A 23,420-nucleotide genomic window follows, 5' to 3' on the forward strand; every position below is an offset into this window, starting at 1 on the left:
GGTCGGCGTGTCGCGTGCAGTGTGTCGGGGTCGATGGTCTGGGCCGCGACGGCTCAGAAAGTCCGGTGGGTCCAGCGGCCCGACAGGAGCGTGCCCGCGACCGGCATGTGGCGCAGGGCCTTCGCCACGCCTTCGCCTCCGACGTCGACCGCAGCGGCGCCCCCGGCCTCGCTCCGGCCCACACCCCCGAGCGCGAGCGGGTCCGCGTCGAGCACCACGAGGTCCGCCGGGCCGCCCGCCGTCGGGTACAGCCCGTGCCCGTCCGTCGAGGCCGCCAGCGCCGTCCGCAGCCCGATCCGCTGCTCCGGGTGCCACGGGGCGCGCCCGTCCCGGGCGCGGCTGACGGCCGCGGCGACGGCGACCCAGGGGTCGAGGACCGCGACCGGCGCGTCCGAGCCCAGGGCGAGCACGGCCCCGGCGTCCTCCAGAGAGCCGTACGGGAAGGCGCGACCGGTGCGCCCGGCCCAGTGCCGGTCGGCGACGTCACGGTCGTCCATGGCGTGCTCGGGCTGGACGGACGCGATCACGCCGAGCTCGGCGAACCGGGCGAGGTCGGCGGCGTCGAGGAGCTGGGCGTGCTCGACCGAGCCGCGAGCGCCGGTCGCCGCGAACGCGTCGAGCGCCAGGGCATTGGCATGGTCGCCGATCGCGTGGATCGCGCACTCCAGGCCGCCGTCGTGGGCGCGCTTCATGAGCGGGACCAGCTCGTCCGGCGGCACGGACAGGATCCCGTGCGCCTCCGGCCCGGTCAGGCCGGGGTACGCGTCGTGGCAGTAGGCGGTGCGGGTGTTGAGCGAGCCGTCCGTGACCACCTTGTACGGCCCCTGTTCCAGCAGGTCGCCCGTGCCCGGCAGCACGTCCCCCGTGCGCAGGCCCTCGGCGAGGACGTCGTCCAGCCAGGACGTCCAGACGCCGGCCCGGACGTGCAGCGCGTCGAACCCTCCGGCGAACCGGCGGCGCCAGACCGTGCGGTTGTCGGTGATCTCCAGGTCCACGACGCCGACGACGCCCCGGGCCGCGGCGGCAGCGGCGGCGTCGGCCACCCAGGCGTCGGCGAGGTCGTCGGCCACCCGGTCGACGACGGCGGCCAGCGGCAGCCACTCGCTCTCCCGCAGCACCCCGGTGGGGTGCGCGTCGACGCCGACGTACCGCAGGCCGGCGGTGCTGAGCCAGGCGCAGTGCAGGTCGCCGGACACGAGGACCACCGGCACGTCGCCCACCACGGCGTCGAGCAGCGCGGCCGTGGGGAGGTCCGGCCACAGGCCGTCCCGGAAGCCGAACCCGACCAGCGCGGTTCCCGGAGCGGGCGGCTCGTCGGCCAGGCGGTCGCGGACGAGCGCCACCGCCTCGGCCGCGGATCCGGCGCCCGACAGGTCGAGCCTGCGCCGCACCAGTGCCCACTGCGTGAGGTGGACGTGCTTGTCCCACAGGCCGGGCAGGACGGTCCGTCCGTCGAGGTCCACCCGTTCTCCACCCGCCAGCGTCCCCGACGGCGCGACCGCGCGCACCCGGCCGTCCCGCAGCAGCAGGTCGACCGGCTTGCCGTGCCCGGCGAGGCGGGCGCCGGTCAGCAGCAGCGGCTCGCCGACGCCGTCCCCGGCGCTCACGCGGCGCCGCCGGTCACGCCGCCGGCCGCGCTGTGCCCCGAACCGTCGGACCGCCGGCCGAGCTCGGCCCGCATCTCGGCCGCGAGCGCGGGCTGCGCGTGGTGCGGGTCCGACTCCAGGGCCGCCACCACACGGTCCGCCACGGCACGCGGCTTGTCCTGGCTGAGCTTGGCCTTGCCCTGCCACCGGGTGACACGCAGGCGGAACCCCGCGGCCCCCGGGGCGATACGCCGGGCGTACTCCTCGACACGAGGCAGGCGGACCGGGTCGGGCATGACCGACTCGTAGCGGTCGACGGTGTCGGAGAGGATCGCGTACGACTCCTCGGGCCCGAGCAGCTCGACCGTGCAGTGCAGGTGGACCGCCACGTAGTTCCACGTCGGCACGGCGGGCGCCATGTCGTACCAGCCGGGCGACACGTAGCCGTGCGGCCCCTGGACGATCAGCAGCGACTCGCGGCCGCTGTCGAGCCGGTGCAGCACCTCGTCGGGCCGGCCGACGTGGCCGAGCAGGCTCATCGGTTCCCCCGGCGGCGTCTCCTCCAGCAGGACCGGCAGGTGGGAGGCGACGGGCGCCCCGTCGTCGGCCACCGAGACGAGGGTGGCCCAGCCGTGGGTGCGGACCAGGTCGCGCACGCGGGCCTCGTCCTCGATCTCGTAGTCGCGGGTGTGGATCACCCTGTCATCGAACCACCGTGGGCGGACGTCGGACGCCGTCCCGGGTGAAGTCGAGACCTGCGCGTTATCAGCGCTCAACCTTCGCGTAAGGCGACGCCCCTACTCTCGGCGGCGTGTCCTCCACCGGTGCGCCGACGGCGCTTGTTCCCGCACGCACCGGCCCGTCCCGGCGGATCGGCGCCGTCGACGGCCTGCGCGGCCTCGCACTGATCCTCGTCGTCGCGTTCCACCTGTTCGGGCAGGGACGTGTCTCGGGCGGCGTCGACGTGTTCCTCCTGCTCTCCGGGTACTTCGCGACGGGGACCCTGCTGCGCCAGGCGGAGGCGGGCACCCTGCGCCTGTCGGCGCACTACGCGCGGACCCTCGCCCGCCTCCTGCCGGCAGCGCTCGTCGTGCTGGCCGCCGTCACCGTCGCCCTGCTCACGCTCGCCCCGCGGATGCGCTGGTCCTCAGGGCTGCGGGAGGTCGGGGCGGCCGCGACGTTCTGGCAGAACTGGGAGCTGGTGCACGCCTCGCTCGCGTACGGCGCCGCCGGACCGGACGCGAGCCCGCTCCAGCACTTCTGGTCGCTGTCGGTCCAGGGCCAGTTCTTCGCCGTCTGGCCGCTGGTGGTGCTCGGGTCGGTGGTCTGCGCCCGGGCACTGGCTCGACGCGGCGGCACCTCGCCCTCCCCCGCCGCACTGCTCGTCGTGCTCGTCGGAGCGGCCACGGTGGCGTCGTTCGCGGGCGCACTGTGGCTGGTCGCGGTGAACCAGCCGGTGGCGTACTTCAGCACGTTCACCCGGTTCTGGGAGATCGGCGCGGGCGCACTGCTCGCCCTGGCCCTCCGGTCCGGCGCTCCCCCCGGACGGTGGCGCGGCCCGCTCGGGTGGACCGGGCTCGCCCTGGTCGTGAGCTCGGGCTTCCTGGTCGACGGCGCCCGCGTGTTCCCGGGGGCCTGGACTCTCGTCCCCGTCGCCGGCGCCGCACTCGTGCTGGTCGCCACGGCCCCGGTCCGGAGCGGGCCGGCCGTGGCGTCGGCCTCCCGCGGGGGCGTCGAGCGGATCCTCGACAGCGTCCCCTTGCGCCTCGGCGCACGCATCTCCTACGCCCTCTATCTCTGGCACTGGCCGGTCCTGGTGTTCTGGCTCCTGACGACAGGCACGCAGCGGGTGGGGCCGGTGGCCGGTACCGGGATCCTGCTCGTCTCGACGGCGCTCGCCTGGGTCACGACGCACCACGTCGCCGAGCCCGTGCTCGCCCGCGTCACGGACCGGCTGGCTGTCCGCCGCGCGGCGGCCACCGGCCACCTGAGCGGTGGCGTCGCCGTGCGGGCCGGCACGACGCCGTCGGGCAGGCGGACGCTCGCGGTGCTGGTCGGGGCGGCCGTGCTGGTGCTCGGCGGCACGCAGGCCGCGGCCACGGCGCACGACGTCTCCGTGCGGAGCGACGCCGCCGACCTCCTCACGCCGTCGCCGGACCACCCGGGCGCCGCCGCGCTCGCGCCGGACGCGCCCCCGTTCGAGCCGCCGCGCACCGTCCCGTTCCGGCCTGCCACCTGGGTGGCGTACGACGACCACCCGGACCGGCCGCACTGCGCCCAGGCCGGCGACCGGTCCGAGCTGCTCGAGTGCACGGTCGTGGCGCCCGCCGACCCCACGGCGGTGATCTACCTCGCCGGCGCCTCGCACGAGCAGCAGTACGAGGAAGCATTCATGGCGCTCGCCCAGGAGCACGGCTGGGAGCTGCGCGAGATGCTCAAGCACGGCTGTCGCCTGGCGGCCCCGGACGCGGGCTCGGACTCGGGCTCGGCCCCGGACGCGGGTTCGAGCTCAGGCCCGGGAGCGGAATCGAGCGCCCGGAACCAGCGCCCGTCGTGCCGCACGTGGAACGAACGGGCGCTGAGCGCCCTGGTCGCCGCCCGCCCGGACGCCGTGGTCGTGGTGGGCACACGCACCCACGAGGACGGATCGCCCGAAGAGGTGCTGCCCGGCCAGGTCGAGGCGTGGCGCGCCCTGGACGACGCCGGGATCGCCGTGATCACCCTCCGCGACAACCCCCGGTTCGAGTGGTTCGTTCCTGAGTGCATGGCTGACGCGGTCTCCCCCGAGGCCTGCGGGCGGCCGCGCGCGGAACAGCTCGCCGAGACCTCGCCCGTGACCACGGCACCCGGCGTACCGGAGAGCGCCGTGCACCTGGATCTCACCGACTCCATCTGCGGGCCGGTCAGGTGCGACGCCGTCGTCGGGAACGTGCTGGTCTACCGCGACGACGACCACCTCACCAACACCTACGTACGCACGCTCACCCCCGCCCTCGGTACACAGCTGCGCTCGGCCGCGCCAGGGCTCTTCGAGGCGGGGGACCCGGCGAGATCCCGGTAGCCTCTGCCGCGATGCGCAACGCACTCCACGATCCTGGCCCGGACCAGCTCAAGGGCATCCTCTTGGTACTGGTCGTCTTCGGGCACACGTTCTGGCAGGGCGTCGGCGACTCGTGGACCAAGTGGATGATCTACGGCTTCCACATGCCGATGTTCCTGTTCCTGTCCGGGTACATGATCTCGATGGCGCGGTTCGACAGCCGGCCCTGGGGCGACCTGCTGCGCCACTACTGGAAGCGCATGCTCGCCGCCTGGCTCGTGGTCAGCGTGCTCTGGCTCGCGCTGCAGAAGCCGGACGCGTTCGCCGACGTGCAGACCTTCCTCGAGGTGCTGCTGCTGCGCCCGGACTTCCACCTCTGGTACGTGCCCATGCTGTTCCTGAGCGTGCTCCTGCTGCGGCTGCTCGGCCGGCCGCTCACCAGCTCGCCCGCGGCACGGGTGGCGCTCGGTGGGGCCGCGGTCGCCGGCGCGCTCCTGTTCCAGACGCCGCTCAAGGACCTCGTGCCGACAGTCGTCCTGGAGAACGTCGATGCCCGGTACGCGGGGTACTTCCTGTGGGTGCTGCTCGGCGTGGCGGTGCGCAACCGATGGTTCCCGCGCATCGGCCTCTGGTGGCTCGCGCCCCTCGTCGTGGTGGGGCTGGTCGCCCGGAGCTGGGTCTACACGTCCGACGCGGCCGGACCCTGGCGGAGCGTCGTCGCGTTCACCCTGCTGTCCCTGGGTGCGTCGCTGTGCGTACCCGCGCTCCGCGACGCACTACGCGCTCCCCTCCCCCTGATCGGTGACGGGCTGCGCACCGTGGGCCGGCACTCGCTCTACGTGTACCTGCTGCACCCGTTCGTCACCGACGCCCTGCACACTCCCGAGGTGGGCTGGGCGCGCTCGCTGCTGCTCGGCGTGGCCGTCACCGTGGCGCTCCTCGTCGCGAGCTGCCTGGTGGCGGGCGTCCTGGAACGGGTCGGTGCGCGACGGCGTCAGTACGCCGGATACGCGTAGTACAGCACCTGCGACTCCGGGACCCACTGCTCCACCACACCGCGTCTGCCCGCCGGGAGCGTGCCACCGCCCCAGGTGTTGCCGTGGATCACCTTGATCCGCGAGCCGTCGACCTGGACCACGAACATCACGTGCGACGCCTCGCCCGACGCGACGTACGAGACGAACGCCAGCGCTCCCGGGCGCGGCGTCGAGCCCGTCGGCCGTGTGCGCCGGACGGTGTCCCGGTACGCCGTCCACGTGGTCGACTGCGGTACGAGCGTCCGGTGACCCGACGCCTTGAAGAACCACGACTGGAACAGCCCGCACCACGGTGCGTTCGTGCGCGCCCACGCGTTGTACTTGCTGTGCCAGTCGTAGCGGGCGCCGTTGCCAGGGGTGTGCCGCACCGTGTAACCCACCTGGGAACGCGCGGCCGCCACCACCTCGCCCCGGACACCCGTCAGGCCGGTCGACGCCTCGTCACCGTCGGCGTTCGTGTACAGCACGCCGCCCTCGAAACGCTGCACGCATCCGCCACGAGCCAGGCCGCACGACGGATCCATCAACGGGGCGCCCAGGGCGCCCTGGGCGCCGCGGCGCTCGCGGTACTCGCGGAGGATCCCGCCGTGCACCCACCACGTCCGTACCCGCCCGGAGCGGTTCACCTTCACCAGGATCCCGTGCTCGTACGAGCGAGAGACGACGGAGCGCGTCACCTGCCGTGTCCCCGACGTCGGCCGCCCGAGTGCCACACCCATCTGCCGGGCGCGGGACGTCATGGTCCGGTCCGCCGTCGTGAGCCCCACGCCGATCCGCGGCGTCCACGACGCCTGCGCGGTGGACGATCCCCGGTAGATGGCCCGGTACTGGTACACGGCACCCGCGCGGATCCGTATCCGGTACCGCCCGGAGCTGTTGGTGGTGTCGCTGCCGACCGTCCGCCACGCGGACTCGTTCAGCCGCTTCTTCTGCGCGACGACGGCACGGCCCGACGCCGGTGATCCGCCCACGGTCAGCTGTCCGTACAGCCAGAAGGTCTCACCCTTGCGCAGCTGACGCTCCTGCACGCCACCGGTGAGACGGCTCGTCCTCGCCGCTGTGGCGACCCGGGCCGGGACCGTGACCTCGACGCGGTCGGCGGTGCCGAGGCCCGTGGCCGGGGACGCCGCGGCGACTCCACCGGCCGGTAGCAGAAGAGTGGCTGCGAGCAGACCGCTCAGCCAGCGGCAGGTCTTCCGACCACTGGTGCGGGCCCGGCCGGTCGCAGTGCCGGGCTGCTGCGTCGGGAACCGCCGCATGATGGCAGGCTACGTCCACCTGTCGCGGCGCGCCGGGTGAGCAGATCCGGCACCCGATGGTCAGAACGACGCCGGCAGCACCTCGCGTAGCCGGTCGGTGAGCTGGGTCATGTAGGTACGGGTCACGTGGTTCGGGTCGCGGTAGACCAGCACGTTCCCGATCACGGCCGGGCACGACGTCTCGTCACAGAAATGGTCCTCGAACGAGGCGCTCTTGACGCGTGGTGCCAGCTCGAGCGCCGCCGGGACGGTGGCACGTCCGCGGAAGGCGTCCTCCCGCGGCTGGTCGCACAGGGTGGGATCCGCGTAGTTCTCGGTGACGCACTCGATGATGTCCTCACGCGCGTGCGGGGTGTCCCGCAGCACGACGACCTGCGAGCCCAGGTCGGCGAGCTCGTTCCACACCTCGGCGAGCCCTTCGGCACCCGCGTGCTTCTCGCCACCACGAGGCGCCAGGGTGTAGGACTCCTGGTAGGTCGTGATCACAAGGTGGGGTGCCAGCTCGAGGAGCTCGGCGCGCGTCCCGGCGTTCGCGGTCGCACAGGCCTCGACCTCGGGGGTGTCACCGCTGCGCGGACCCGCGCTGAACGGGCACGCCGAGTGCAGGTAGGTGACCACCCGCCAGTCGCGCTCCGTGGCGATCGTGATGATCGGCTCGGAGAACATGGCGGCGTGCGAGTCGCCCACGACGGCGACGGTCGCCTTCGGGTTCTCCGTCTCGCCGAACTCGCACATGGACGTCACGGTGGCCCGCTGCCCCGCCTGACAGGCCTTGATCTCCGGAGTCTTGTCCTCCGCGGCCTTGATCGGGTTCGGCGAGATCGCGGTGCTCCCGTCGACGAACGGTGCGAAGTCCCGCGCGATCCCCTCCGGGATCGACTCGTCCGCCTCGCTCGCGGCGGCCAGCGCATTGCTGTCCCACTGCTCGATGGTGCCCTGGACACGCCACGGCAGGGTCATCGCGAGGCCGGCGACCAGCACCATCGCCACCAGAGCCGCCACCAGCATGCGCACGTCGGCCTTGAACCAGCGGGCGGTGCGGACCGGCTGCTCGATCAGCGTGTAGCTCGCGATCGCCAGGGCGAACGAGGCGATGAGGAGCACCATGACGTCCGTGAACCGCGGGTCCCGCCCCGCGTAGATCCCGAAGAAGACGATCACCGGGAAGTGCCACAGGTACAGCGAGTACGAGATGTCACCGAGGCGCTGCGCCGCCCACGACTCGGTGACCGAGCGCAGCGAACCGGGCCCGGAGGTCCGGCCGGCAGCGATCACGGCGCACGCGCCCAACGTCGGCGCGAGCGCTGCGACGCCAGGGAACGGCGTGCTGTCGTCGTACAGGCAGGCCGCGATGACGATCGCCGCGACACCGAACACGACGAGGGTGTTGCGCAAGGGTGCGAACCGCCGTGTGTCCCGTATCAGGAGCGCCAGGATGCCGCCGGCAGCGAGCTCCCAGACCCGCGTCAGTGTCGAGTAGTACGCCACCGGGTCGGCACCCGACGACTGCTGGACACCCCAGGCGAAGGAGGCGACGGCGACGAGGCCGAAGACCGCCAGCAGGATGCGCCGGAGCGCGGCAGGGTTCTTGGCCCGGACGACGCCGCGGGCGCCGGTCCAGAGCCCCGCCGCGAGCAGGACGAGCAACGGCCAGACCAGGTAGAACTGTTCCTCGACCCCCAGGGACCAGAAGTGCTGGAACGCCGTGGGGTTGTTGCTGGCGGCCTGGTAGTCGACGGACTCCGCGGCGAGCGCCCAGTTCTCCACGTAGAGCACCGAGGCGAGCGCCTGCTTCCACCACGACTCCACGAGCGACGGCGGCAGAAGGACCAGGGCGATCGCGATCACGCCCACGGTGGTGGCGAGGGAGGCCGGCAGGATCCGGCGCGCACGAGCCGCCCAGAACCGCTTGAGGTCGACCGTGCCTGTCGTGGACGCCTCGCGCCACAGGTGCCCGGTGATGAGGAAACCGGAGATCACGAAGAAGACGTCCACACCGATGTACCCGCCGGGCAGGACGTCCGGGTCGATGTGGTAGACGAGCACCAGCAGCACCGCGAGAGCGCGCAGCGCCTGGACCTCCGGGCGGAACTTGCGGGGACGAGCAGAACCTTCGGTCGCCCGGCCTGATGTGGCGGCGGGTGCGGTCGTCATTGCCGACATGGCGTGTCGCACTCTTCGTCTCGGGGGTAAGAACGCCCTACTGTCCCATGGGGACGAGAGGGTAAAAAATTCGGATGTCGCGGTCTTCTCTTCTGTGCAGATGTGATGGCAATCTCCGTCAGGACGCGTAGGTTGCCCTACGGGCCCCGCACGGGGGCTCATCTTCACGCACAGGAGAGTGAACCATGCGCATCTCCCATTCCCGGCGAGCACTCGCCGTCGCCACAGCGACGGCACTCGCACTGACCGCGCTCGGCAGCGTTGCCGGAAACGCGGCCGACGAGCCGGAGTCGACGCCGGTCCCCATCGTGACTCCGGACGGGGCACTGTTCTCCTACGTCGTCAACACGGAGCGTGCCGGTGTCCGTGACACCGTCCTCGCGGTCAAGGCCATCCAGCGCGCCGACGGCGTCACGGTCCAGGCCTGGCCGCAGATCGGCGTGATCGTGGCGCACTCCGCCAACGGCTCGTTCCGTGAGGAGGTGCTCGTCGCCGACCGCGCGGGCGTCGTCGAGTCGGTCGGTGCCACCCGCACCGTCTCCCCCACGGAGGGCACACCCGGTGCGGACAAGGCCGCGGGCGTCAAGAAGGACCGCGCCGTCAAGGGCAAGGCCACGAAGGACACCACCGGCTGGACCGTCGACGAGCCGGCCGGCACCACCGCCGTCCCCGACCCGGGCGAGGCCACGCAGTGGGACATGGAGATGATCAAGGCCGACCAGGCCCTGGAGATCAACCCCGGCTCCTCCGACGTCGTCGTCGGTGTGCTGGACTCCGGGATCGACGCGTCGCACCCGGACCTGGCGTCCCAGGTCGACGCCGACCAGTCGGTGAACTGCGCCGACGCCGGTAGGCCGGACAGGTCGGCGACCGGCTGGCTGCCGACCACCTCGGACCACGGCACACACGTCGCGGGCACGATCGCCGCGGCGCAGAACGGCGTCGGCATCGTGGGTGTGGCGCCCGGCGTCACGATGGCCTCGGTCAAGGTGGTGAACGACGACGGGTTCATCTACCCGGAGTACGCGGTGTGCGGCTTCATCTGGGCGGGCATGCACCGCATGGACGTCACGAACAACTCGTACTACATCGACCCGTTCATGTACTGGTGCGAGGACCAGCCCGACCAGGCCGCCGCGAAGGAGGCCGTGCGCCGCGCGGTGGACTTCTCGACCAAGCGGGGCGTGGTGCACGCGGCGGCGGCGGGCAACGCCGCCACCGACCTGGCCAACAACACCACCGACGCGTCGAGCCCCAACGACTCGACGGCCGTGGACCGGGTGATCAACTCCGGCTGCGAGGACATCCCCGCGGAGCTGGACGGCGTCGTGACGGTGTCGTCGTTGACCCAGACCACGGACCTGAGCGCGTTCTCGAACCGGGGCCTCGGCAAGATCGACGTCTCCGCCCCGGGCAGCGCGATCCTGTCCACGGAGCTCGACGGCACCTGGGACCTCAAGAGCGGCACGTCGATGGCATCCCCGCACGTCGCGGGCGTCCTGGCGCTCATGAAGTCGGCGCACCCGCGCTGGAGCCCCGCGCAGCTGGAGGCCGCGGTCCGTGCCCAGGCCGACGACCACGAGTGCACCACGACGACGCGTGGGCCGGCCTGCGTGGGCGGGCTCGAGGAGAACAGCTTCTACGGTGACGGCATCGCCGACGCCCTGGACGCCGTGAACCGCTGACCGCTCCGTCGGCCGGGCTCGTCGGGACCGTGGTCCCGACGAGCCCGGCCGGCGCGGTCCCGTCAGTAGCGCATGCGCACCGGCGGGCGGTCCATCGGGTCCACGAACAGCCACGGCGCCCTGGCCCGCAGCGCGTGGTGCAGCGGGCGGGTCAGGGTCGCCGCGTAGGTGGCGGTCATGTGGTTGTCGTCGCGGTAGACCAGCACGTTCCCGACCCGCCCGGCGCATGACCGCTCTCCGCAGATGAAGCGCGTGAGGTCGAGGTGCACCGCCGTCTCCGGCACACCTTCGGTGGTCACGACCGGGTTCGTCGGCGAGTAGACGTCCGCCCGGGGCCGCGCACAACCGATCCCGTCGGGATCCGCCTCCATGCAGGTCGGGACGTCGAAGTCGAACCGTGGGTTGTCCCGGATCGTCACCACGCGGATCCCCGCGGCGGCGAGCCGGCGCCAGGCCCGTGACTCCGCCGGGATGACCTTGTCGCCGGGGGCGGAGGGCGAGGTGCGGCTACCGACCACCACTACCGCGTCGGGCCGCATCGTCTCGAGCGCCTCGAGCGCGTTGACCCGCCACGACCAGCACATGTCGGTGGTGTCCACCGGCCCGACGGGTGCCGCCAGACGACACCCACGACGAGCCATCAGCTGGACCTGCCAGTTCTCCCGCCGCCCCACCTCGGCCAGCGCGGGCGCCCACTGGATGATGTGCGAGTCGCCCACCATGACCACCGTGTGGTCCGGCTCGGGTCCGTCCGTCACCGAGCAGCTCAGGGCCGCGTCCGACCCGGCGGTGCGCACGTTGTCCTGGATGCAGTCCTCGCTGTCGACGTCAGGCAGGTCCAGGGCGGCGACCGCGGGCGCGGGCTGGACGGCGACGCCGTGCGGGACCGGCTCGCGGTAGGCAGGGCTGAGCGCGAGAGCTCCCGGGTACTGAGCGGGCCCAGCCTCCTCCGCCACGGCCTCCGCCTCCGCGAGCAGCTGGGCGTTCTGCCGCTCGAGCAGGGTCTCGGCGACCACGGCGCCGCTCGCCACGAGCGACACGCAGGCGACGGCGGCCACGAGCGCGCGCACTCCACCCCAGGCCGCACGGAACCGTTGCGCCGGGTCCGCCACGAGCTTGGTGGTGAGCCAGGACAGCACCACCGACACCGCCAGGATCGCCGCGGCGCCGAACCAGTCGACCCGGTCCTGGCCCGTGTGGTGCAGGTAGGCGATGAGCAGCGGCCAGTGCCACAGGTACAGCGCGTAGGAGATGTCGGCGACGAACCGGAGCGGCGCCACCTGGAGCAGCCCGCGCGGACCCCAGGCCGCACGCCCGCCGGAGCCGAGCAGCACGAGCAGCGCTCCCAGCACCGGCCACAGTGCCCACCGACCCGGGAACAGCGCGCCGCCGTCGAGCACGAAGCCGCTGGACACGACCAGCCCGAGGCCCGCCCACCCCAGCACGGGGCGCAGGAACGCCGGGAGCCGCAGCCACGGCAGCATCAGGGCCAGCAACCCGCCGATGCCCAGCTCCCAGAACCGGGCCCAGGAGTGGAAGTACGCGACCGGCTGGTCCACGACGTGCAGGTTCTGAGCGAAGACGAACGACGCCGCAGTGGCGCCGGTGACCACCACGAGGAGCAGGCCGTGCGCCCTGATCCGCACCAGGCGCGCCAGGGCGGCCACCACCAGCACCACGAGGGGCCAGGCCAGGAAGAACTGCCCCTGCACGGACATCGACCAGAAGTGCTGCAGCGGGCTGGTCTGCGGACCGGCCGCACCGTAGGCGAGCTGGCCGGAGATCATCTCCCAGTTCACGAAGTAGAGCGCCGACGCGAAGATCTCGCGACCGGTCTGCGGCCAGATTCCGCGCGGCATGACCCACCAGGCCAGTGCGGCCGTGGCGACGAGCACCAGGAGCGCCGGGGGAACCAGGCGGGAGAACGTGCGCCCGTAGTGGTCCGCCAGCCGCAGCTCGCGGCGCTCGGCGCGGCGCAGCAGGGACCCTGTCGCCAGGAACCCGGACAGCACCAGGAACACGTCGACGCCACCGGACACCCGCCCGTTGCCGAACAGGTGGAACGCCACCACGAGAGCGAGCGCGAGGCCGCGCAGGCCGTGCAGCTCGGGGATGTGCGCGGCGCCGGGGCGACCGGCGGCGTGGCGCGCCTTGGCCGGCCGTCCGCCACCCGGTCCGGACCGCCCGCCCGTCGCCGTACCCGCGTCCGCCGGCCCGACGGAACGCGTCGGCGAAGTCGCGACAACGGTCACTGGTCAACCTCCGGGTGAGCGTGCGAGCCCGGGCACACATCCTCGGAATCACCCGCGACGGCAGCCCCCGGCCAGGCACCGATTCTGCAGCAGAGGAGGGCCGCCGACGGCGGGTCGGCGGCCCTCCTGTGTTGCGCAGCGTATCAGGAAGCGGTATACGGACCGGTCACGTACCGGTCACGGTCGATGCCGGCTCAGTACTGGTGAGCGGCTCCACCGATCATGCCGGCGGCGACCGTCTTGTTGGTCGCCTCGTCCACGAGGATGAACGCACCCGTCTGCCGGTTGGTCTGATAGGCGTCCACGAAGAGCGGCTGGGTCACACGCAGGCGGATCCGGGCCATCTCGTTCAGCTTGATCTCGGTCGCGTCCTCGTCCCGGTGCAGCGTGTTCACGTCGACGCGGTAGTTGATGTTCTTGACCAGCGCTCGCGCCCACCGGGTGGTGTGCTTGATCGCGTACTTCTTGCCCTGCACCAGCGACGCCGACTCGTCCATCCAGCAGATCTGCGCGTCGATGTCCTGGGTGACCGTCGGGGCGTTGTTGGGGCGGCAGATCATGTCACCCCGCGAGATGTCGATCTCGTCGGCCAGGCGCACGGTCACCGACATGGGCGGGTACGCCTCGTCGACCGGACCGTCGGCCGTGTCGATCGACTCGATGGTCGTCTCCAGGCCGGCAGGCAGGGCGAGCACGCGGTCGCCCGGCTTCATGACGCCGGAGGCGACGGTGCCCGCGTAGCCGCGGTAGTCGCGCGCGTCGTTCTGCTGCGGCCGGATCACGTACTGGACCGGGAACCGCACGTCGACCAGGTTACGGTCGGACGCGACGTGGAGACGCTCGAGGTGGCTGAGCAGCGGCGAGCCGTCGAACCACTCCATGTTCTCGGACCGCGTCACCACGTTGTCGCCCGCCAGGGCGGACACCGGGATGAAGGTCAGGTCGGGCACGCGCAGGCGGGAGGCGAACTCCGTGAACTCGGCACGGATCTTCTCGAAGACCTGCTCGTCGTAGTCGACGAGGTCCATCTTGTTCACGCAGACCACCACGTGCGGCACGCCCAGCAACGTGGCGAGGAACGTGTGCCGACGCGACTGCTCGACGACACCCTTGCGCGCGTCGATGAGGATCAGCGCCACGTCGGCCGTCGACGCTCCCGTGACCATGTTCCGCGTGTACTGCGTATGGCCCGGCGTGTCCGCGATGATGAACTTGCGCTTGGGCGTCGCGAAGTAGCGGTACGCCACGTCGATGGTGATGCCCTGCTCGCGCTCGGCCCGCAGGCCGTCGGTCAGGAGCGACAGGTCCGCGTAGTCGTTACCGCGGTCCTTGCTGACCTGCTCGACCGACTCGAGCTGGTCGGCGAAGATCGACTTGCTGTCGAACAGCAGTCGTCCGATCAAGGTGGACTTGCCGTCGTCGACCGAGCCGGCCGTCGCGAACCGCAGGAGGTCACCGCTGACGATCTCGGCGTGCGTCTCGGAGGCCGGACCGGCCTCGCCCGCGCCCTCGGTAAGAACAGTCATCAGAAGTAGCCTTCCTTCTTGCGGTCCTCCATGGCGGCCTCGCTGACCTTGTCGTCGCCGCGCGTGGCACCACGCTCGGTCAGCCGAACGGCCGCGACCTCCTCGACCACGTCGATGAGCGTCGCCGCCTTCGACTCGACGCACGCGGTGAGGTTCGCGTCGCCGACGGTGCGGTAGCGCGTGGACAGCACCTGGGCGGTCTCGCCGTCCTTGAGCGGGGTGAACTCGTTGACCTCGTAGAGCATGCCGCTGCGCTCCACCACCTCGCGGTCCTTGGCGAGGTAGAGGTCCGGCAGGTCGATGTTCTCGGCCTCGATGTACGCCCAGATGTCCAGCTCGGTCCAGTTGGACAGCGGGAACACCCGGATGGACTCGCCCTGGTGGACACGCCCGTTGTACAGGTTCCAGATCTCCGGGCGCTGGTTCTTCGGGTCCCACTGGCCGAAGTCGTCGCGGAAGGAGAACACGCGTTCCTTGGCGCGGGCCTTCTCCTCGTCGCGACGGCCACCGCCGAACAGCGCATCGAAACCGTGCTTCTCGGCGGCCTCCAGCAGCACCGGCGTCTGGATACGGTTGCGGGAGCCGTTGGGCTCCTCCTGCACCAGGCCGCGGTCGATCGCCTCCTGGACGGAGGCCACGACCAGCTGCACACCTGTCCGCTCCACCCACCGGTCACGGCAGTCGAGCACGGTCTGGAAGTTCAGTCCCGTGTCGACGTGCATGATCGGGAACGGCACGCGCGCGGGCGCGAACGCCTTCACCGCGAGGTGCAGCATCACGATGGAGTCCTTGCCGCCGGAGAACAGCAGGCACGGCCGCTCCATCTCGGCCACGACCTCGCGCATGATGTGGACGCTCTCGGCCTCCAGGCTGCGCAGCTGGGTCAGAACGTGACTCTTCACTCCTTGGCACCTACCTTGCTATCTGCCCCGACCACGGACGCGACACCGACGGTGTCGAGCAGCTCGCGCAGGCGCTGAGCCAGTGCCGGGGGGCATACGAACAGGTCAGGGAGCCACGGGCTCTCCCGGTTGTACTCGAGCCCGGATCCGTCGAGGCGGGTGCAGACGAGGCCCCTGGACCGGGCAACGGCAACAGGGGCGGCGGAGTCCCACTCGTACTGACCGCCCCCGTGGACGTAAGCGTCCACTGTACCGTCGACGACAGCCATCACCTTGACGCCCGCGGAGCCCATCGGCACGAGCTCGACGTCGCCGCGCTCCGCCAGGGCCGCGACGAACTCCGGCGGGCGGCTCCGGCTCGCCGCGATGCGCAGCGGTCGGCTCCCGGACAGGACGGCCTCGCTCTCGTCGTCCGGCACGACGCCGTGCGCCGTGGTCAGGACCTCGGTGCGGGCCGGCAGGGCGACCGCTCCGACGGTGAGCTCCTTGCCGCGCTCCCAGAGCGCAACGTGCACGGCGAAGTCGTCCCGCCACCGACCCGCCTGCGGACCCTCGGCGTACCGCTCGGCGAACTCACGGGTGCCGTCGAGCGGGTCGATGATCCACACCCTGTCGGCACGCGTACGGGACTCGTCGTCCGAGGCCTCCTCCGAGAGCACGGCGTCACCGGGGCGGGCGGCGGCCAGTGCCGCCGCCAGCCAGGCCTGAGCCGCGGCGTCCCCCGCGTCCTTGAGCTCCGCGGCGACGAAGGAACCTCCTGCGGCATCGACCTCGGCACGGAGCGCCACGAGCACCTCTGCCGCTCCCGAGGCCAGTGCGTGGGCGAGGGCGTCGTCGTCGAGCGACGCCTGAGGAAGCGTGGGGGAGGGCGCGTTCATCGATCTCCAGGTCTGCGGAATCTTCAGGTCGATCGGTCTCCCGGCGCTCTGCCCGGGACTGGAGTACGACCCGTCCCAGGCGGCAGCCGAGTAGTCTCCGGCGAACGCGCCGAGGCTACCATTCGTCCATGCGATCCACCGCCAGGGGGTCAGCGCCATGCTGATCCACGATCCGGGAACACCCATGGACATAAAACCGACCGAAATTGTCGGAATAAGGTCCCGTGGCGACCGCGAGCACCCGGGAGGTCACCCATGAGCGTCGATCCGGCACTGATCGTGGGCGGCCTCCTCGTCGGCTTCATCGTGGGCCTGACCGGTATGGGCGGCGGCGCGCTCATGACCCCCATGCTCATCTTCGTCTTCCGTGTGGACCCCCTGGTGGCGGTCTCCAGCGACGTCGTCGCGAGCCTGTTCATGAAGCCGGCCGGCGCGATAGTGCACCTGCGGCGCAGGACGGTGAACCTCAGGCTCGTGCTGTGGCTCTGCGTGGGGTCGGTGCCCGCCGCGTTCTCGGGCGCCCTGCTCATCCAGGTGCTGCCGTTCGGCGACTCCCTGGACACCGCGATCAAGATGGTGCTCGGCGTGGCGCTCCTCCTGGCGTCCTGTGGTCTCGTGGTCCGCGCCGTGCTGCAGATGGTCCGCAACCGCTCGGCGCTCGGCGAGGGGCCCACCCGGCCGTCCGCCCCGGAGCTCGTGGTGCGTCCCGTGCCCACCGCGATCCTCGGCGCCGTGGCCGGGCTCCTGGTCGGCATGACGTCGGTCGGCGCCGGCTCGATCGTCATCGTCGTGCTCCTGCTGCTCTACCCCGCGCTGAAAGCGTCCCAGCTCGTGGGCACCGACCTGGTCCAGGCGGTGCCGCTCGTCGCGGCCGCCTCGCTGGGCCACCTCCTCTACGGCGACTTCTCGCTCGGCCTGACGGCGTCCTTGCTCATCGGGGCGATCCCGGGCGCCTGGTTCGGCGCGCACGTGTCGTCGCGGGCGCCGGGCGGCATCATCCGACGTGCGCTGGCCATCCTGCTGCTCGCGTCCGGGCTCAAGCTGCTCGGTGCGAGCCTGCCCGTCGTCCTCGGGGCCGCCGGTGCCGCACTGGTCGTCGGGAACCTCGTGTGGCTGTGGGTCAAGCGCCGGTTCGCGGTGCCCGCCCCGCCCACGGACACGACCCCGGACTCGGACCCGGACCCGGACCCGACCGACCTCGTACCGGGGAAGCCCACCGACGGCACCCCACGCCCCACCCCAGACGACCCGGCCGGCGACCCGGCAGAATCGAGCCCGCACCGATGACCGACGCTCCCTCCCACGTCCTGTCCGACGACGAGCTCGACGTCCTCGAGCTGGCCCTGGGCGACGCGCTCCCGGCGTCCGCACTGGCCGCTGCTCTGCCGGACGCTCCGGCGGACGTCGTCCTGACCGACGCCGAGAACACCCCGCTGGCCCGCCTCACGGCCCGGACCGGCGACCGTTCGGTGGTTCTCGAGCCGCTCAAGCCGATGGCGACGGCGATCGGTCCCCAGTGGGACGCCGCCGTCCGCCGCCCGGCCCGTGAGGTACGGGCGGCCCTCCGGGACGCACCCGGGGACGGCCAGGGTGCGATGGGGCTGCTGGTCACCGAGGTCCCGACCCGCGAGGAGGTCGAGGTCGCGGTAGCGCTGGCCGCCGGCGCCGGCGCCGTGCTGGTGCTCGTGCCGGTCGCGCGCCGTGCTCCCGAGCCCGGCGCCGTGGGCGCCCCTGGTCTGGTGCGAGCTGCTCGAAGCCTGGCCGCCACCGTGGCGGAGGATGCCGGCGCGCAGGTGACCACTGCCGTCGTGCCGTGGTCCGGACGCGGCGGAGCCACGCTCGACGAGACGGCTGCTGCCTACGGCGCCGGGCGCGTCGAGATGCTCGTGGCCCACCGCTCACCGGCGACCGCAGAGGGTGTGGCAGCCCTCCCCCGCGTGCGGGAGGAGGCGGTGCGAGCGTTGTACCCGCCCGCCTCCGCGGCCGAGGTGAACCGCGCCGCGAGCGGTGCCCGGCGCCGGGGCGCGGTCGTGTTCTTCACGGGTCTGTCCGGCTCGGGCAAGTCGACCGTGGCGCGAGCCCTGGCCGCCGAGCTGGACGACGACGGCCTGGAGACCACGCTGCTCGACGGCGACGAGGTGCGGCAGCACCTGTCGAAAGGGCTCGGGTTCGACCGCGACTCCCGCGAGATCAACGTGCAGCGCATCGGGTATGTGGCGGCGCTCGTGGCCAAGCACGGCGGCATCGCCGTCGCCGCACCGATCGCACCGTTCGCGGCGGGCCGGGCGGGCGTACGGGCCCTGGCCGAGGACGCCGGCGCGCACTTCGTGCTGGTACACGTCAGCACTCCCCTGGCGGTGTGCGAGGCCCGGGACCGCAAGGGTTTCTACGCCCGGGCGAGGGCCGGTGAGATCGCCGAGTTCACCGGCATCTCCTCGCCCTACGAGGAGCCCGACGACGCAGAGCTGGTCATCGACACCTCCGACGTCCCGGTCCCGGACGCCGTGGAGACGGTCCGCCGGCACCTGATGACCCTGCTCGCCGGTCCGCCGAGCCGGACCTGAGCCCGCGCGTCACGCGCGGGCTCAGGTCGCCTTCTCCGACTAGACGTCGGCCTTCGCGCGCTCCGCCGCCTCGGCCTTCTTCTTCGCCGCCTCTTCCGCGGCACGCTTGCGCTGCAGCGCCCGGCGGCGGGCCGGACCCATGCCGGGACGCTGCGCGCGCACGAACTTCTTGTACGCGTCGGCGACCTCGTGGACGGGGCCGTCCATCACCAGCTGGCCCTGGTGCATCCACAGCACGCGCGTGCACATCGCCTCGATCGTCGAGATCGAGTGGCTCACGAGGAACACCGTGCCCGCGTTCTCGCGGACCTGCTCGATGCGCGCCTTGCTGCGCTCCTTGAAGGCGGCGTCGCCGGTGGCGAGAGCCTCGTCGATCATCAGGATGTCCGGCGAGGCGGACGACGAGATCGCGAACCGCAGGCGCGCGCCCATACCGGACGAGTAGGTCTTCATCGGCATGTAGACGAAGTCGCCGATCCCGGCGAACTCCACCACCTCGTCGAACCGCTCCTCGACCTGCTTGGGCGTGAGCCCGAGCGCGAGCCCGCCGATCATGATGTTGCGCTCGCCCGTCAGCATCGGCATGAGCGCCGCGTTGACACCGAGCAGCGAGGGCTCGCCCGACACGTGCACACTGCCGGACTTCGGGGGCATGAGGCCCGCGATCGCCCGGAGCATGGTGCTCTTGCCGGAACCGTTGACGCCGACGATGCCGACGGACTCACCGTGCCGCACGGTGAACGAGACACCGCGCACCGCGTGGACCTCGCTCACGGCGCCGACGTGCTGACGTCCGGCGCGGAGCAGCCTCTTGTGGAACGGCACCTTGACCTCGACCTCGCGGATCTCGGCGCCCTTCCTCTCGGCCTCCTTCTTGGCCCGGCCGCCGATGACGCGGTAGACGACGTGCAGGTCGTCCACCACGAGGCAGGGGTCGCCCAGCTCTGTCTCGAGCGCCTCCTCCCCCTCGTCCTCCGGCTCGACCTCGAGGTCGAAGTCCATGTGCTCGTCGGCCTCAGTCACGTCCGTACCTCTCTTCGCCGCGCCAGAAGACGATGAACCCGATCACGAAGAACAGCACTGCCCAAGCCCCGCCGAGCGCCCACATCAGGCCGCTGTGCGGGAACATGTCCTCCTCCTGCATCAGCACCGAGCGCACCAGGTAGAGATACACGGCGACAGGCTGGTACTCGAGGATGCCGCCCACGATCGCCTTCCCCGTCTCGGAGATCTGCAGCCGGTCGACAAAGGTGAGCACCGGGAAGATCACGCCCGACGCGTACATCACCACCCGCATGACGAAGGGCACCACGTTCTCGATGTCCGGTGTGCTGGCCACGAACCGCGCCATGAAGAACGCCAGGCCCATGTTGAAGATCCACATCAGTGCGACCGCGGCGGGCAGCAGCAGCCACCACCACGAGACACGGATCATCTCGTAGCCGGGCAGGTACCCGCTCAGCAGCGTGATCGCGCACATGACCACGATCGCGGGGATGAGCGTGGTGAGCAGCGACAGCACCGTCGACATCGGTAGCACCGCGCGGGGGAAGTGGAGCGAGCGCAGGAGCTGGGTCTTGCCGCTGATCGACTTGGCGCCGCCGGTCACGGAGGCCTCGACGAACCGGTACATGAAGACGCCGATCACGATGAACGCGATCGAGTTGTCCACACCCCGGTTGAGGCCGAGCAGGACGCCGAAGATCAGCACGTAGACGGCCGCGTTGAGGATCGGGTTGAGCACCGCCCAGAGCTGACCCAGGTAGTTGTTCTGGTTCTTGGCGTACGCGGTCGACGTGGCGAGGACCCGGATGAACGCCCAGCGGCGCGTGAGGTCACGGATGTACTCACCCAGCGGCGGACGAACGTTCAGCGGTCGCAGCCCGTACTTCTTGGCGAGCGCCAGCCGCTCGGCGGATGTCGTGCCAGGGACGAGCGGTGGCGGCGGCTTCTTGGCATCGCCGCTGGCCGGGGCCTTGGCCGGCGCGGCCGCGTCGGTAGTAGGTGTGCTCACGGTGCGTGAAATACCTGTCTGGTCGGGGGCACTGCCGGGGACGATCCGGCCATTCGATCCTAGCGGGTCACGAACCCTAGCAGTGTGGTCGGGAATGGCTGACAGGCTGACGACCTCGGACGACGTGTGGGACACGTGAGGATCCTTACGTGAGAGACTGCACCGCGTGCATCACCCCCGTCCCGCCTCTCGGGCCACGGACCCGCGCGCCACGTCCCCCCGTGCCGCCGGCGCCCTGGTCGAGTCGCCGCTGCAGCTGCTCTGCACCGTGGAAGCGCACGCCGCCGGATACGGCGGCACAGATACCCATGTGCACGTACGCGACGACGTCCCCGCACTGGGTGACGCGCTGGCTGCCGTCCGCGAGCTCCGCCTGCCCGAGGGACTGACGTTCGACCTCGCGGGCCGGCGCAGTGCGCTGACGGCCCGCGAGCCCGTCTGGCTCGTCGGCGATGCCTTCTCGGGCCTCTTCCAGGCCACCGCTCCCCTGCGCCGCACCGAGCGCATCGTGCTGGTCGACGACGGCCTGGCGACCCTCGAGCTGTGCCGCCTGTTGGTGCGGCGCGCCCCGCTGGTCCGGATCGGCAGCCGGGCGCCCGCGCCCCGGCGTCGGCTCGGTGCCGTGGCCGCCGGACGCCTGCGGTCCCTGGCCGCCGACGGCCGCGTCACGATCTTCACCGCGCTCCCGCTGGCCCCCGACCTGGCCGCCGGACTGCGGGCCCAGGGGTTCGAGGTGCGGCCCAACCGCTTCGGCTGGCTCACGGCACAGCCCGCGGACGCCGCGATGACCGAACCCACCATCGTCGTCGGCTCCGCCATGGCCGCAGACGGGCTGATCGACCAGGACCGCTACGTCGACTGGATCCGGTCGCTGGCGAAGGAGGGGGAGCTGCGCTACCTCCCGCACCGCCGTCAGACGCCGGAGCTGCTCGCCACGCTGGCGTCGATCGACGGCGTCGTCGTCGACGCGCCGGGCGCACCCGTGGAGATCCGGCTGCGCGGCCTGCGGGCCGGCCAGCGCGTGCTGAGCCTGCCGTCGACGTCGACCATCCTGCTGACCACTATCATTTCACCGCTCGGTGTCCCCGTCACCGCGCTCGACGTGCCCGCCGACTGGTGGACCCCGCGCGCCTCGGCCGACCACCGAGCACACTTGACCAGCGTCGTCGACCTCGCCCGGCAAGCCCGGGCCGCTGTCGAGGACGCTTCGGAAAATGACTCCCCGGAGGCGAACGAATGACCATCCGCGTGCTCGCGGTCGCGGACAGCGACTCGTACCTGAAGTGGGCATGCGCGACGCTGGACAGGCTCGGCCCGGCCGACGAGTCCGGCCTGGACCGCTCGGCGGTGATAGTCAAGACGCCGATCGCGCCGACCACCAGTCAGATCGCCGCCGCCGTCGCCGGATCATCCGTGGTCCGTCCCGCCGTCCTGCCCGTCCGGGAGCTCGCCGCGCAGATCCGGGAGAACACCCCCGACGTGGTGCTCATCGCCGCCACCGGCCCGGTCGCCGAGGTCGTCGCGCGTGCCATCGTCGGCGCAACCGGCAAGCGCCGTCCCGCACTCATCACCGGCCTACCCGGCATGGCGCTGCCCGCGACGCCGGAGGGCACGGGCTGGCGCCGCTGGTGCGACGCCTTCGTCGTGCACAGCCGCCTCGAGATCGATGCCTACCGGGAGGCGTTCGCCGCACACGGCGTCGCGCCCGAGGTTCCTCTGGCGCACCTGCCCTTCCTCGAGCACATGTCGGCGAGCCTCGGCACCCAGCCCGTCAAGCGCGTCGTCTTCGCCGCCCAGGCCAAGGTCCCGGACAACCGGCCCGACCGCGTCGCCCTCCTGGACCGTCTCGCGCACCTCGCCGAGGACGAGCTCGAGGTCATCGTCAAGCTCCGCGCCCGCAAGGGCGAGCGGCAGACCCACAACGAGGCGTTCCCGTACGACGAGCTGTGGGATACCGAGCACGCGCGCCTGGGGCACCGCAGCGACGCCCTGCGGTTCGTCGACGGACCCATGGCCGAGTGGCTCCAGCCCGGCTCCGCGCTCATGACGGTCAGCTCGACCGCCGCCATGGAGTCGCTGGCTCTCGGCCTGTCCACCGTCATCATCGACGACTTCGGCGTCAGCCCGGAGCTGCTCAACGCGCCGTTCGCCGGCAGCGGCTGCGTGATGCACGTCGCCGACGCCGCGGAGGCGCTCCGCGCCGGTGGCCCGGAGCCTGACCCGGCCTGGCTCGAGGACAACTACCTCCACGCGACCGAGTCGGAGCTGCCGGCGACCGTCCAGACCCTCGCGGCGCGCCGCGAGTCGGGCACGCTGACCGCGTTGTCCGAGGTCAAGCCGTGGCTCAAGGCGCGTTACCTGCGGATGGCGCTGCAGATGTACCTGCCGAGGTTCGTCTACGACACGATCCGGGTCTCGACGCGGCCGGTTCGCCTGCTCTTCCTGGACAAGAAGGCCTGACCCCACCGAAGGAGAACCCTGGCGAGGTAGAACCGCAGCGCACCTGCGGTTCTA

Annotated in this window: 17 protein-coding genes; 7 read left to right on the forward strand and 10 right to left on the reverse strand. The window is 71.8% G+C overall.

Annotation, left to right across the window (positions count from 1 at the left end; genetic code table 11):
* Positions 1–53: 53 nt before the first annotated feature.
* Entirely contained in the window at positions 54–1,607 is a 1,554-nt protein-coding gene (locus LUM46_RS19465) for an amidohydrolase (protein ID WP_274996207.1), read from the reverse strand.
* Entirely contained in the window at positions 1,604–2,284 is a 681-nt protein-coding gene (locus tag LUM46_RS19470; protein ID WP_274996208.1) for an FMN-binding negative transcriptional regulator, read from the reverse strand. Before LUM46_RS19470 ends, LUM46_RS19465 begins: the two co-directional genes overlap by 4 nt.
* A gap of 113 nt (positions 2,285–2,397) precedes the next feature.
* Here LUM46_RS19470 and LUM46_RS19475 point away from each other — a divergent pair, with 113 nt between their 5' ends.
* Both LUM46_RS19475 and LUM46_RS19480 read left to right on the forward strand, forming a co-directional pair.
* Complete coding sequence (locus LUM46_RS19475; protein ID WP_274996209.1) at positions 2,398–4,647, forward strand: acyltransferase family protein; 2,250 nt, start codon at positions 2,398–2,400, stop codon at positions 4,645–4,647.
* 11 nt (positions 4,648–4,658) lie between these two features.
* On the forward strand, positions 4,659–5,642 hold the full coding sequence (locus LUM46_RS19480; protein ID WP_274996211.1) for an acyltransferase family protein: 984 nt from the start codon (positions 4,659–4,661) through the stop codon (positions 5,640–5,642).
* On the opposite strand, the gene LUM46_RS19485 is transcribed toward LUM46_RS19480, so the two are convergent.
* Together LUM46_RS19485 and LUM46_RS19490 are read right to left on the reverse strand one after the other, a co-directional pair.
* Positions 5,621–6,922 (reverse strand): CHAP domain-containing protein, encoded by a 1,302-nt coding sequence (locus LUM46_RS19485; protein WP_274996212.1) that lies wholly within the window; start codon positions 6,920–6,922, stop codon positions 5,621–5,623. The genes LUM46_RS19480 and LUM46_RS19485 overlap by 22 nt on opposite strands.
* Positions 6,923–6,982: 60 nt before the next feature.
* On the reverse strand, positions 6,983–9,076 hold the full coding sequence (locus LUM46_RS19490) for an acyltransferase family protein (RefSeq protein WP_274996213.1): 2,094 nt from the start codon (positions 9,074–9,076) through the stop codon (positions 6,983–6,985).
* Positions 9,077–9,270: 194 nt separating this feature from the next.
* Between LUM46_RS19490 and LUM46_RS19495 the strand changes: the two genes are divergently transcribed.
* Positions 9,271–10,770, forward strand: a complete 1,500-nt coding sequence (locus LUM46_RS19495; protein WP_274996215.1) for a S8 family peptidase — start codon at positions 9,271–9,273, stop codon at positions 10,768–10,770.
* 62 nt (positions 10,771–10,832) lie between these two features.
* Here the strand turns inward: LUM46_RS19495 and LUM46_RS19500 are convergent, their stop codons facing one another.
* The 4 genes from LUM46_RS19500 to LUM46_RS19515 all read right to left on the reverse strand — a co-directional run bounded on the left by LUM46_RS19500 (position 10,833) and on the right by LUM46_RS19515 (position 16,328).
* Positions 10,833–13,022: an acyltransferase family protein gene (locus LUM46_RS19500; RefSeq protein ID WP_274996216.1), complete on the reverse strand. Its 2,190-nt coding sequence runs from the start codon at positions 13,020–13,022 to the stop codon at positions 10,833–10,835.
* Positions 13,023–13,216: 194 nt separating this feature from the next.
* Entirely contained in the window at positions 13,217–14,548 is a 1,332-nt protein-coding gene (cysN, locus tag LUM46_RS19505; protein WP_274996217.1) for a sulfate adenylyltransferase subunit CysN, read from the reverse strand.
* Entirely contained in the window at positions 14,548–15,450 is a 903-nt protein-coding gene (cysD, locus tag LUM46_RS19510; RefSeq protein ID WP_274996218.1) for a sulfate adenylyltransferase subunit CysD, read from the reverse strand. The genes cysN and cysD overlap by 1 nt, the downstream gene beginning before the upstream one ends.
* Positions 15,447–16,328, reverse strand: coding sequence for a 3'(2'),5'-bisphosphate nucleotidase CysQ (locus LUM46_RS19515; RefSeq protein WP_274996219.1), 882 nt, complete (start codon positions 16,326–16,328; stop codon positions 15,447–15,449). The genes cysD and LUM46_RS19515 overlap by 4 nt, the downstream gene beginning before the upstream one ends.
* A gap of 255 nt (positions 16,329–16,583) precedes the next feature.
* On the opposite strand from LUM46_RS19515, the gene LUM46_RS19520 reads away from it, so the two are divergent.
* On the forward strand, positions 16,584–17,615 hold the full coding sequence (locus LUM46_RS19520) for a sulfite exporter TauE/SafE family protein (protein ID WP_274996222.1): 1,032 nt from the start codon (positions 16,584–16,586) through the stop codon (positions 17,613–17,615).
* Positions 17,612–18,892 (forward strand): adenylyl-sulfate kinase, encoded by a 1,281-nt coding sequence (cysC, locus tag LUM46_RS19525; protein ID WP_274996223.1) that lies wholly within the window; start codon positions 17,612–17,614, stop codon positions 18,890–18,892. The genes LUM46_RS19520 and cysC overlap by 4 nt, the downstream gene beginning before the upstream one ends.
* A 39-nt stretch (positions 18,893–18,931) precedes the next feature.
* On the opposite strand, the gene LUM46_RS19530 is transcribed toward cysC, so the two are convergent.
* Together LUM46_RS19530 and LUM46_RS19535 are read right to left on the reverse strand one after the other, a co-directional pair.
* A complete protein-coding gene (locus LUM46_RS19530; protein WP_274996225.1) occupies positions 18,932–19,915 on the reverse strand; it encodes an ABC transporter ATP-binding protein in 984 nt (327 codons plus the stop codon).
* Positions 19,908–20,906: an ABC transporter permease gene (locus tag LUM46_RS19535; protein WP_274996226.1), complete on the reverse strand. Its 999-nt coding sequence runs from the start codon at positions 20,904–20,906 to the stop codon at positions 19,908–19,910. The genes LUM46_RS19530 and LUM46_RS19535 overlap by 8 nt, the downstream gene beginning before the upstream one ends.
* 166 nt (positions 20,907–21,072) lie before the next feature.
* Between LUM46_RS19535 and LUM46_RS19540 the strand changes: the two genes are divergently transcribed.
* Both LUM46_RS19540 and LUM46_RS19545 read left to right on the forward strand, forming a co-directional pair.
* The gene (locus LUM46_RS19540) at positions 21,073–22,146 is read left to right on the forward strand and encodes a hypothetical protein (protein ID WP_274996227.1); all 1,074 of its coding nucleotides are present in this window, start codon (positions 21,073–21,075) and stop codon (positions 22,144–22,146) included.
* Entirely contained in the window at positions 22,143–23,366 is a 1,224-nt protein-coding gene (locus LUM46_RS19545) for a DUF6716 putative glycosyltransferase (protein ID WP_274996228.1), read from the forward strand. Before LUM46_RS19540 ends, LUM46_RS19545 begins: the two co-directional genes overlap by 4 nt.
* The last annotated feature ends 54 nt before the right edge of the window (positions 23,367–23,420 follow it).

It is taken from the genome of Promicromonospora iranensis (assembly GCF_028994805.1).
Taxonomy (GTDB): domain Bacteria; phylum Actinomycetota; class Actinomycetes; order Actinomycetales; family Cellulomonadaceae; genus Promicromonospora; species Promicromonospora iranensis.